8 protein-coding genes are annotated in these 11552 nt (G+C 43.1%); all 8 read right to left on the bottom strand.

Annotated elements, in window-relative coordinates:
- Nucleotides 1-6: 6 nt before the first annotated feature.
- The gene (gene hisD, locus ACYQ0H_RS08740; RefSeq protein WP_459812465.1) at nucleotides 7-1296 is read right to left on the bottom strand and encodes a histidinol dehydrogenase; all 1290 of its coding nucleotides are present in this window, start codon (nucleotides 1294-1296) and stop codon (nucleotides 7-9) included.
- A 21-nt stretch (nucleotides 1297-1317) separates the two neighbouring features.
- A complete protein-coding gene (locus ACYQ0H_RS08745; RefSeq protein WP_459812466.1) occupies nucleotides 1318-1710 on the bottom strand; it encodes a hypothetical protein in 393 nt (130 codons plus the stop codon).
- 14 nt (nucleotides 1711-1724) lie between these two features.
- Entirely contained in the window at nucleotides 1725-2354 is a 630-nt protein-coding gene (hisG, locus tag ACYQ0H_RS08750; RefSeq protein WP_459812467.1) for an ATP phosphoribosyltransferase, read from the bottom strand.
- A gap of 26 nt (nucleotides 2355-2380) precedes the next feature.
- Complete coding sequence (gene hisZ, locus ACYQ0H_RS08755; RefSeq protein ID WP_459812468.1) at nucleotides 2381-3580, bottom strand: ATP phosphoribosyltransferase regulatory subunit; 1200 nt, start codon at nucleotides 3578-3580, stop codon at nucleotides 2381-2383.
- A 145-nt stretch (nucleotides 3581-3725) separates the two neighbouring features.
- A complete protein-coding gene (locus tag ACYQ0H_RS08760) occupies nucleotides 3726-8213 on the bottom strand; it encodes a PolC-type DNA polymerase III (protein WP_459812469.1) in 4488 nt (1495 codons plus the stop codon).
- Nucleotides 8214-8223: 10 nt separating this feature from the next.
- Nucleotides 8224-9264 (bottom strand): flavodoxin-dependent (E)-4-hydroxy-3-methylbut-2-enyl-diphosphate synthase, encoded by a 1041-nt coding sequence (ispG, locus tag ACYQ0H_RS08765; protein ID WP_459812470.1) that lies wholly within the window; start codon nucleotides 9262-9264, stop codon nucleotides 8224-8226.
- 16 nt (nucleotides 9265-9280) lie between these two features.
- Nucleotides 9281-10321, bottom strand: a complete 1041-nt coding sequence (locus ACYQ0H_RS08770; protein ID WP_459812471.1) for a M50 family metallopeptidase — start codon at nucleotides 10319-10321, stop codon at nucleotides 9281-9283.
- A gap of 25 nt (nucleotides 10322-10346) precedes the next feature.
- Complete coding sequence (locus ACYQ0H_RS08775; RefSeq protein WP_459812472.1) at nucleotides 10347-11501, bottom strand: 1-deoxy-D-xylulose-5-phosphate reductoisomerase; 1155 nt, start codon at nucleotides 11499-11501, stop codon at nucleotides 10347-10349.
- Between the last annotated feature and the right edge of the window lie 51 nt (nucleotides 11502-11552).

Below are 11552 nucleotides of genomic sequence, written 5' to 3' on the forward strand. Positions count from 1 at the left end.
AACCTCCTAAAATCTCACCTTAACAGCGTTTGCATGAGCGGTCAGACCCTCTTTTTCTGCGATAAGCACAATATCGTCCTTAGCAGCGCCGAGAGCCTCTTCGGTATAGTAAATAAAGCTTGAACGCTTTTCAAAGCTGTTTACCGAAAGAGGTGAGAAAAATCTTGCTGTGCCGCTGGTCGGGAGAACGTGGTTAGGACCGGCATAATAATCTCCGAGCGGCTCGGGAGCGTACTGTCCTAAGAAAATTGAACCTGCATTGTCAAGTCTGCCGAGATACTCCATTGGGTTTTCAAACAAAACCTCAAGATGCTCAGGCGCAAGTCGGTTTGCAATATCGCAAGCCTGCTCCTTGGTATCGCAGATAATAATTGCGCCGTAATCTGAGAGCGAGGTTTCGATGATTTCCTTTCTCGAAAGGTCTTTCATCTGTCTTTCGATTTCCGTAATAGTAGAATCTGCAACCGATTCGCTGGTTGTTACCAGAATTGCGGAGGCAAGCTTATCATGCTCAGCCTGCGACATAAGATCGGCGGCTATATATTTAGGGTTTGCCTTGTTGTCAGCCATAACGAGAATTTCACTCGGACCTGCGATCATATCAATATCAACTACGCCGTAAAGCAGCTTCTTTGCGGTAGCTACAAAAATATTTCCCGGTCCTACGATCTTATCTACCTTAGGAATCTCCTCTGTACCGTAAGCAAGCGCTGCAATAGCCTGCGCTCCTCCCGACATAAATACTCTGTCAACTCCGCATACAGCCGCCGCTACAAGAATATCCTTATTGGGAGTTCCGTCCCTGAGCGGAGGAGTCACCATAATAATTTCCTTAACGCCTGCAATTTTTGCAGGAATCGCGTTCATCAGTACCGATGACGGATAAGCAGCCGTGCCGCCCGGAACATAAAGACCTACTCTTTCAAGACCTCTGACCCTCTGACCGAGAATTACGCCGTTTTCCTTTGGATTGATGAAGGACTGGGATCTCTGTCTGTTGTGAAAATCGGAAATGTTTTCAACTGCATTGAGCAGAGCGTCAACAAATTCAGGGTCTGCTTCAGTCATTGCGTCGTTGATAACATATCTCGGAACCTCATAATACTTCGGCAGCTTGCCGTCAAATTTTTCTGTATAAGCCTTAACAGCGCTATCGCCGTTACTGCGTACATTTTCAATTATCTCCGAAACAATCGCTGTTACCTTTTTATCAGTTTCTCCGCTGCGCTGTTCGATCTGTTTGAAAAACTCAGCCTCGTCAACGCCGTTAGCGAAAATTTTCTTTATAACTACCATTTTACTGACCTCCCGTTTTAATTAATAAATAAGCTTTGCAGGCTTACCCTGATTAAGCAAAAGCTTAATATAATCGCCCTCTTGAAGACCATGTGCGTCAAATTCCTCTACCTTAGCACTTACGTCAGCGTGCTTGATTTCATCTCTGAAATTCGGATAATACCTGTTATAAAACATTACAACCAGCGACACCTTCGATGAACCTTTTCTCTTGACCTCATAAATCAGCCCCTGCGTTACTATGGCATTTGACAGTCCCTCAGCCGGAATGTCAGGCGTTTCAATAAGCATCTGCTTCTGTTCTTCAGTCATAGAGGCTACTCTTTCTGAGTCTTTTTTTATGTCTTTTATTGCAAGATACAACACAATTCCTACAAAGGCACCGACAACGGCTGCCATAATTGCATACTGCATTACTCTTTCCCCCGTTATAAAGCTTTCTCAACAAGCTCGACAAAGTTCTCAATCTCTTTCTGCCTTAGCTTCATGCTTACCATATTTACAATAAGTCTTGCCGATACGGGAACGATATCCTCTATAACTTCAAGCCCGTTTTCCTTGAGAGTTGTGCCGGTTTCTACAATATCGACTATTCCGTCAGCAAGCTCAAGCAGCGGCGCAAGCTCAACCGAGCCTTCAATCTTTACTATCTCAACGTCCATACCCTTGCTTTCAAAATAATTTCTAGTAATATTAGGATACTTTGTAGCAACTGTCTTTACGCTATATCCGCCGTAGAATTTAGACCCCTTTTTTGCGGCAAGTGCAAATCTGCATCTGCCGAAGCCGAGATCGCAAAGCTCAAAAAACTTTCCCTGCATTTCCATGATCGTATCCTTGCCGACAACGCCTATGTCGCAAACACCGTGTTCTACATATGTAATAACATCATTTGCCTTGGCAAGAACAACTTCAAGATTTCCGTCTGGAACAGGTAAAATGAGCTTTCTTCCCTTGTCCCTTACCGCGGTACAGTCATAACCTATTTTTTCAAGAAGTCCTACCGTATCCTTTTCAAGTCTGCCCTTTGTAAGAGCTATTCTTAGTGGTTTATTCATTATATGTCTACCTCCGCCCTTACTTATTACAGTAAAATTTCCTTTATATCTTCGCCGATAACCGCTATCTTATGTATTCCCTTTGCGGCAGCATATTCCTTTGTTTCATCTATAGTATCGAATAGGCTGTTTTCTACTGTCATACCTATATCTACAAGCTTCTGAGCATAAGCTATAGCTTCTACTACATAACCCTTTTCTCCGAAAACAATACAGTCGGGCTTTTTCAATTCCGGTGCAAGATTATTTTTTCTCAGATAATTGGCAACCGCATCGCAGTTAACGCCAAAACCTACGGCAGGACAGGGATCTCCGAATTCCGCAAGCAGTCCGTCGTAGCGTCCTCCCTTGAGAACCGACTGACCTACACCTGAAATGTAGCCCTTAAATACGATTCCGGTATAATAATCCGCATGACTTACTATACCGAGATCGACGGATAGCTTACCGTCGTAGCCCAGACTGGATAATCTGTGATAAACCTCTTTAAGGTAGCCTAATATCTTATCTATTCTTTCGTCAGTAAACAGCTCAGCTGCTTTATCAAAAACCTCTACACCTCCGAAAAGCCTCGGCAGATGTTTGAGTGCATTAGTTATATGATTATCTCCTACTTCGTCCAGCAGATCATTAAGTGCAGGATAATTCTTAGCTGAAATAAGCAGACGTATCTCTTCTCTAACTCTTTCATCAACGTCAAGATGTGCGACAAGTTCCTTAAAATAGCCGATATGACCTATTTCAAGCCTGAATTTTTCTTTATCAAATTCAGCAAGCGACTCAGCAGCCATGCTAAGCGCCTCGTAATCAGCACGCTTTGTATTGACTCCGCCTATAAGCTCTATACCTGACTGAACGGTTTCATCTGAACGTCCTTTAAGCAATGAATTATTTTCATAAATACACTGATTATAAAAAAGCCTGAGCGGAAGCTGAGCATATTTAAGCCTTGTGGAAGCAAGCCTTGCTATAGGAATAGTAGAATCCGGACGCAAGACTATAAGTCTGCCCTTTGAATCAGTCAGCTTATACATATTTTCCTGCCGAAAGTTTCTTGAACTGCCGCTGAACAGATCGTAAAACTCTATCCCGGGTGTTACTACCTCGCTGTAGCCAAACCCTTTAAAAAGCTCCGACAGCTTATTTTCAACAGCTCGCCTTGCCAGGCAGCCGTTAAATAGCAGATCGCTTGTTCCTTCCGGTGTTATAAGGTCGTATCTTTTCATTATCTACATTCCTCTCATAATAAAAACAGCGTGCTTTAATACATTAAAGTGATATTATAGTATCATGACACCATAGTAATATAATATCACAGTTTTATCCCCTTGTCAATTATTACAGTATACAGAATAAAAATTCATCTATATTCTACAATGAAAACAGCGATATCTGGTTTGATTTAGGCAAATCACCGAAAGCTCCGCTTTTTTCAAGCGTTTCTACAACTGATTTTCCAATTCCGCTCTGCTGCTGAAATTCTTCTATTGAAATAAAGTCCTTATGCTGAGCCTTTTCATATAAGCTTATTGCCGCATTTGCGCCGACTCCCGACAGCGAACAAAACGGCAGTCTTAGCTTACCGTCCTCTATCCGATATATCGTAGCATGAGATTTAAAAATATCTACAGGTAAAAAATCATATCCCCTGCAAAGCATTTCATGTATAAGCATTAATGTATCCAAAACGCCGTCGTCTTTGGCTGTTCTGTCCTGCTTTGATTTATTTTTAAGCTCCTCTATCCTCATTTGAACATAATGTCTGCCCTTTATTGCAGTTTCCGCTTCAAAATCCTCTCCTCGTACTGTAAACAATGCGGCATAAAATTCAAGAGGCCTGTATATTTTAAACCAGCAAAGCTTTATAGCCGAGGTTACATACGCCGCAGCGTGAGCCTTAGGAAACATATATTTGATTTTAAGACAGCTTTCAATATACCATTCCGGAACATTATGATCTCTCATATCCTGTTTCATTTCCTCTGTAAGCAGCTTCGGAGCGTTTCCCTTACGGGTTATCTCCATAATTTTAAAGGAAAGCTTAGGTTCAAGTCCGTGATATATAAGATAAGTCATAATACTGTCACGAGTACCTATAACCTCGGAAATTGTACAGGTTCCGTTGTGTATAAGCTCCTGAGCGTTTCCGAGCCATACGTCAGTACCATGGGATAGTCCGGAGATCTGCAAAAGATCGCTGAAATTTTTAGGCTTAGCCTCAAGGAGCATCTGACATACGAATCCGGTACCCATTTCGGGTATCCCAAGAGTTCCGGTTTCCCACATAATATCTTCGCTTGATACGCCCAGCGCTTCTGGAGAAGTGAATAGCGAATAAACCTTTTCGTCAGACATAGGTATTTCAAGTATATCCAGTCCGGTCATATCCTCAAGATATTTATAAAGCGTCGGCACATCGTGTCCCAGCTCGTCAAGCTTCAGGATAGTGTCATGAAGAGAGTGAAAGTCAAAGTGTGTGGTTACAATATCAGAATCTGCCTTTTCAGCCGGATGCTGAACTGGCGTAAAATCGTAAACCTCATAATCGCTTGGTATAACCACCATTCCCCCCGGATGCTGACCGGTAGTTCTTTTAACGTCAAGACAGCCGTTAATAAGCCTCTGCTCCTCCGCAGGGTGAACGACCTTTCCGCGCTCCTCCAAATATTTTTTTACATAGCCGAAAGCGGTCTTTTCAGCTACTCCGCCTATAGTTCCTGCCTTGAATACATGATCCGCACCGAAAAGCTCTTCCGTATATTTATGTGCAAAGGACTGATAATCTCCTGAAAAGTTCAGGTCAATATCAGGAGCCTTATCTCCGTCAAAGCCAAGAAACGTTTCAAACGGAATATCATGTCCGTCACGGTGCATATTTTCTCCGCAGTTCGGACAGTTTTTCGGGGGAAGGTCGAAGCCTGAACCTACCGAACCGTCGGTAATAAATTCGCTGTGCTTGCATTTTCTGCAAACATAATGAGGCATAAGAGGATTAACCTCGGAAATTCCAGACATTGAAGCAACGAATGACGAACCTACCGATCCTCTTGAACCGACCTGATAGCCGTGCTCCACCGAATTCGCAACAAGCTTCTGCGAGATCATATACAGTACAGCGAACCCGTGCTTGATTATCGAAGATAGCTCTCTGTCGAGCCGCTTATAAACTATTTCGGGAATATGCTCCTTAAACGGCTCGTTTATCCCCTCATCGCCGTCGGGAATAGCTACCTCATCAGGATCGCAGTCACCGTAAATAGAGCAGGCTTTTTTCCAGCATATAACCTGAAGCTCCCTTACCGCTCCGTCGATAAAAGGCGTATATGTTCCGTAAGGAAAAGCCTTGAGATCCTTATCGACCATATCAGCAAAGTAATTTGTATTTGTTACGACGGTTTCAAATGCCTTGTCCTTTCCCAGATAAGAAAGCTCGTCCAGCATTTGCTGAGTTGTTTTCAGGTAAAGCGGAGGCTGTCTGTCTGCGTCCGTATAACCTTTTGACGCCTGCAGGATCGCTCTGAACTGATAGTCGCCCTTATTCATAAAATGAACATCGCCGGTAGCACAAACAGGAATACCCAGCTCATCTCCAAGCTTTACAACAAACCGATTTATATCTTTGACCTGTTCCTCGGTAGTTATATCAGTATAAGGCGGACGTTCAGACGTAAGCATAAACATATTATTGCCCTGCGGCTGAATTTCAAGGTAATCGTAAAAGGCTGCCGTCTGCTTTATCTGTTCTATCGGCTTTCCTTCAAGATACGCCTGGATAAGCTCACCAGCTTCGCAGGCGCTTCCGACAATAAGACCCTCACGATATTTGACCAATTCGGATTTTGGTATTCTGGGGCGTTTTTTATAATAGTCTAAATTAGACATAGAAATAAGCTTATAAAGATTTTTCAGACCGATATTATTACGGACAAGTATTATCTGGTGATATGTAGGTTTGTCCTTAATGTCATTAGTATCAGCCAAAAGACTGTTGAGCATATCTACTGTGATGAACATTCCCGGATACTGCTCTGTCAGCTGACTGCACAATCTTATAAATATCTCCGCAAGCACCTCTGCGTCATCGCAGCCGCGGTGGTGATTGAAGTCGCCGAGGCCGAAATGCTCGGCAACGTAATTAAGCTTATGCTTTTCAAGCTGCGGCAGCATTATCCTGCTCATCGGTACGGTATCTATTGAAGAAAACTCATACTTTATCCCTAATCTGCGGGTCGCTTCTCTTATAAAACCTGTGTCAAAATCAGCGTTATGTGCAACGAAAACAGGCTTTTCACCGCAGAATTTCAGAAAAGCTTCTATAGCAGTTTTTTCATCTGCCGCGTCCTTGAGCATATCGTCGGTAATATGAGTGAGATTGGAAATAAATTCAGTAAGCTCTCTTTCGGGATTTACAAGAATATCAAACCTGTCGGTTATCTCAAGGTTTTTAAGCTTTACTGCACCGATCTCAATGATCCTATCTCCGGACGCAGACGTTCCAGTAGTTTCCAGATCGAATACTATTATTTCATCAGTGAGCTTCCGCTTATCCCAGCCCTTATAAATATTAACGTCATTATTTACTTCATAGGCTTCTATTCCATAAATAGCTTTAAAGCTTCCGCCGTTCTTCCTTATCTTTGCAACTGCGTTCATAGCGTCAGGATAGCCCTGAACAACTCCGTGATCCGTAACGGCGATAGCCTGATGTCCCCATTCAAAGGCACGGTTTACCAGCCTATCGGCAGAGGTAAGCGCGTCCATGCTGGACATATTTGTATGACAGTGAAGCTCTACACGTTTTTCAGCTGCATTATCAGTTTCCTTTTCACGCTTTACAAGCATGATACTATCCGGAGTCAGATTGGTTTTATGATCGAAATCGTCTACCTCCACTTTTCCGGAGCAGATTATACAGACCCCCTTTTTCAGCTTTTCAAGCATTGCTTCAAGCTCGTCCCTGGAAAGCATTTTTGATGAGCGTCCCCTTCTGATCCCTCCAAGCATTTTTATAGAAAATGAAGATGTAAAATCAGTAAGATAAATAATTGCTATAAGCATTCCGTTTCGGGTCTCTCTTGTATCAACGTGAAAAACCTCGCCCCAAACCGTTACAGGCTCATCCATTCCCTCTAAGGGTATATTCTTCATATCCGTTACCTTAGAATCAGAGCTTATAGGCGAGCCTTTCAGTACGACTGCTCCGTCAGCTATTAGATTAAGCCTTGTAAAATCTACACTGCAAGTGCGGAAATCAGATTTCTTGTCAGCATTTCCTGAACGTACCGGATTCTGATCGGCAAATCCCTGAGATGACCCGTAAGTGGGAGCGCTTATGGGCATATTCTGAAGAAATTCTTCCTGTTCCCTGCGGAAAGCTTCCTCATCTGTTTCTGTAACTCCGGTAAATTTAATCCCGGCGTTTACGGAAAACATTTCATATACCAAAGAACCGAACTGAGATTCAATTCCGGCCTTTTTCAAAACCGACTCGCCGCCGTGCATAAGTCTTACAGTAAAAGTTCCGTCTGTATACTCAGCTTCTGCTCCGTCAAAAAAGCCGTTTACGACCGGGAATCTGTTTTTCATGAATTTGACAAGCTCGCCGAAGTAATCGGCAGTCAGCATATCAGGGGTATATTTGCATAATATCTCTATTTTCTCTATTCCGACTGCCTCGGCAAGCTTTACTTCACATTCGGACAGCAAATCAAAGGCCTGAAGCGAATCAAACTTAACCGCAGCAGATATTTTATTCTGCTGTTCGTAAAAAGTAAGCTTCAGAACCCTTCCGTCTTCCATTGACGCCGGAATTATTCCGCTGTATTTTTCAAACAAACCTTTCAATGTATAACTATTCATTTCAACTTCCTTACAGCTTTTCAATCTCCGAAAGAAGCGCCGCCAACGCTTCACTTTCCTCTACCTTATACAGCTTTTCCCCGTTTCTGAATAAAACTGCGCAGCCATCGCCGCCGGCAATACCTATATCCGCTTCTCCGGCTTCTCCGATTCCGTTTACTGCACAGCCCATTACGGCAACAGTTATGTTTTTATCCAGATCTCTTGTAGCGTCCTCAACCTTTTTTGCAAGAGATATCAGATCTATTTTTGTTCTTCCGCATGTCGGACATGAAACTATTTTAACGCCGCCGCCTTTTCCTAACGCTTTGAGAATATCCTTTGCCGCATAGATCTCCTTTACCGGATCGTCAGTGAGAGAGACCCGTATAGTCTCCCCTATCCCGTCAGCAAGCAGAGAGCCTATTCCTACAGCTGATTTTATAATGCCCATTCTTTCAGTACCGGCTTCAGTTACTCCGAGATGAAGCGGATAGTCGCATTCCTGAGCGAGCATACGGTATGCGCTTATCATATTCAGCACGTTAGACGATTTTATTGAAATAACAATATCCTCAAAATCACAGTCCTCAAGAATTTTTACATGACGCATAGCGCTTCTGACAAGTGCCTCAGGTACGGGAGAACCGTATTCTGCAAGCAGATCCTTTTCAAGCGAGCCTGCGTTTACTCCTATCCTTATAGGGATATTTCTGCTGCGGCAAGCCTTTACTACCTCTTTGACCTTATCCATAGAGCCTATATTTCCGGGGTTTATCCGTATTTTATCAGCTCCGGCCTCTGCCGCCGCGACTGCAAGTCTGTAATCAAAATGAATATCAGCGACCAGAGGGATATTCACTTTATTTTTTATTGCAGAAATAAGCCTGACAGCGTCCTTATCCGGAACCGCCGCCCTGATTATCTCACAGCCGGCCTTTTCCAGCAATACTGCCTGTTCAACGGAACGCTCAATATCGCAAGCCGGAACATTCAGCATAGACTGAATATAAATTTTTTTGCCGTCAAGCGTCAGATCTCCGACCTTAACCGATTTTACCTGTCTGTTCATTAATACAACCTCACTGTCAGAAAATCTTTACAATATCGCTGACTGTAACTATTACCATAAGCAGCATAAGCGCCGCCAGCCCGATAAAATGCACCATTCCTTCCCTTTCGGCAGAAACAGGCTTCTTTCTTATAGCCTCTATTATAAGGAAAATAAGCCGTCCGCCGTCCAGTGCAGGCAAAGGAAGCAGATTAAACAATCCGATATTTATTGTAATAAAAGCGCCCAGAGAAAGCATTTGCTCCGAAAGCGCACGCCAGTCGATTCCTGTTTCTTTATCTGTTTCGCTGTCTATAACATCTCCTATTACGTTGACTATACCGACAGGACCTGACAGATCCCTGATGGAATATTTTCCGGTAACAAGGTCAGCAAGTGAAATATATATCAGCCTCGAATACGTTACTCCCTGCTTGAACGACTGAGAAATTACAGTCAGCGGAGTCGCTTCAATAGGCTCAACTAAAAAGTCAATGTGAAGCAGATTATTTTCTGTATCTAGAGTAACTCCCTTTAATTCGGTTTTTTCCCCGTTTCTTAATACAGTCATATCAAATACGCCGTCTTTATCGTTCTGAAACTGATAGCTTATATCCATATCGGTGAAAATTCTTATTCCGTTGATCTTTATTATTTTATCTCCCTCTTCAAGACCGGTTACATGAGATCTGGCATTCTCGCTTTCAAATTTAGATACTGTAGTCGAAGTAATGGGCGCTGACAACGATGTATAAATTATCAGCAGTACAAATCCGAGAATAAGATTCATAACGATCCCTGCGATAACTATAGCCATTCTCTTAGGAACAGATTTTCTGCAGAAAGCACGGCTGTCGCTGCTTTCCTCGTCTTCACCCTCCATAGAACAGTATCCGCCTATCGGAAAAAGCCTTAATGCATAAAGAGTTTCGCCCTTTTGCTTTTTAAGAAGCGCAGGACCCATTCCTATTGCAAACTCATTTACCTTTACCCCGCATTTTTTAGCAACGATAAAATGTCCGAACTCATGGATCAGAATAATTACCTCAAAAATTATCAATGCAAAAAGAATTTTCATCAAATGTCGCCTTTCATTATAGATTTTATTTCTTCATTTCTCTTATTTTTTCATACACATAGCTTCTCGCTGTTCTGTCTGCCGACAATATACTGTTCAGATCCTTTATTTCTTCACGCTTAACATTTTCAAGTGCGCCGAGTACCAGTCTTCCTATATCGAGAAAACCGATCTTTCCTTCGAGGAAGCTCTCAACAGCCGCCTCGTTTGCACCGTTAACTACTGCAGGCATGGTACCTCCGACAGTGATTGCTTTTATACAGGCTCTCAGGCAATCAAAGGTATCGTAATCCGGTTTTGAAAAGGTAAGCGTTCCGTAATCGGTAAGAGAAAGAGATCTTACCGGACATTCCGTACGTTCAGGATAAAGCAGAGCATACTGGATCGGAATTTTCATATCGGGAACGCCTAGCTGTGCAATAACCGAGCAGTCGTTATACTCCACCGCAGAATGAACTACGCTTTCACGGTGAACTACTATTTCTATCTGCTCAGGCTTTAAATGAAACAGGTGCATAGCCTCGATAAATTCAAGACCCTTATTCATCAGGGTAGCCGAATCTATCGTAATTTTACTGCCCATAGACCAGTTAGGGTGCTTAAGCGCGTCAGCCGCCGTCACATTTTCAAGCTCCTCTTTTTTACGCCCGAAAAACGGGCCGCCTGAAGCGGTAAGTATGATTTTTCTGACCTGCTCCTTCTTATTGCCCTGCATACACTGAAATATAGCCGAATGCTCACTGTCAACAGGATATATTTTCACTCCGTTTTTCTCGGCGGAACTGATGACAAGCTCCCCCCCTGCGACAAGCGTTTCCTTGTTCGCAAGAGCTATATCGGTCTTATGCTCAATTGCGGTAAGAGTAGGCTCAAGTCCTACCATTCCCACTACAGAATTAAGCATTATATCGACCCCGTCAAGAGCCGCGATATACTTTAATCCGTCCATTCCGCTCAGTACCTTAATATTCGTTCCGCCAAGCTTTTGCTTTAAAGTATTGACCTTATCCTGACGGTAAATACATACATACTCCGCTCCGAAGCTTACAGCCTGCCTAGCCAGCAGCTCTGAATTTGAACAGGCAGCCAGAGCTTTTACTTTAATATTATGCTTGCCTGCGACCTCTAATGCCTGTGTTCCGATAGATCCGGTCGAACCTAATACAGTAATTGTTTTCATAAATCCTGCCGTCCCTGCGGACTGCTCTCCTCTCAATATTACCTATTCCGA

This window comes from Hominimerdicola intestinalis, from assembly GCF_054655215.1.

What these genes read in the sequence shown, in the direction of transcription:
- hisD (WP_459812465.1), bottom strand. Translation starts at nt 1,296, where the DNA reads ATGGTAGTTATAAAGAAAATTTTCGCTAACGGCGTTGACGAGGCTGAG.
- ACYQ0H_RS08745 (WP_459812466.1), bottom strand. Translation starts at nt 1,710, where the DNA reads ATGCAGTATGCAATTATGGCAGCCGTTGTCGGTGCCTTTGTAGGAATT.
- hisG (WP_459812467.1), bottom strand. Translation starts at nt 2,354, where the DNA reads ATGAATAAACCACTAAGAATAGCTCTTACAAAGGGCAGACTTGAAAAG.
- hisZ (WP_459812468.1), bottom strand. Translation starts at nt 3,580, where the DNA reads ATGAAAAGATACGACCTTATAACACCGGAAGGAACAAGCGATCTGCTA.
- ACYQ0H_RS08760 (WP_459812469.1), bottom strand. Translation starts at nt 8,213, where the DNA reads ATGAATAGTTATACATTGAAAGGTTTGTTTGAAAAATACAGCGGAATA.
- ispG (WP_459812470.1), bottom strand. Translation starts at nt 9,264, where the DNA reads ATGAACAGACAGGTAAAATCGGTTAAGGTCGGAGATCTGACGCTTGAC.
- ACYQ0H_RS08770 (WP_459812471.1), bottom strand. Translation starts at nt 10,321, where the DNA reads ATGAAAATTCTTTTTGCATTGATAATTTTTGAGGTAATTATTCTGATC.
- ACYQ0H_RS08775 (WP_459812472.1), bottom strand. Translation starts at nt 11,501, where the DNA reads ATGAAAACAATTACTGTATTAGGTTCGACCGGATCTATCGGAACACAG.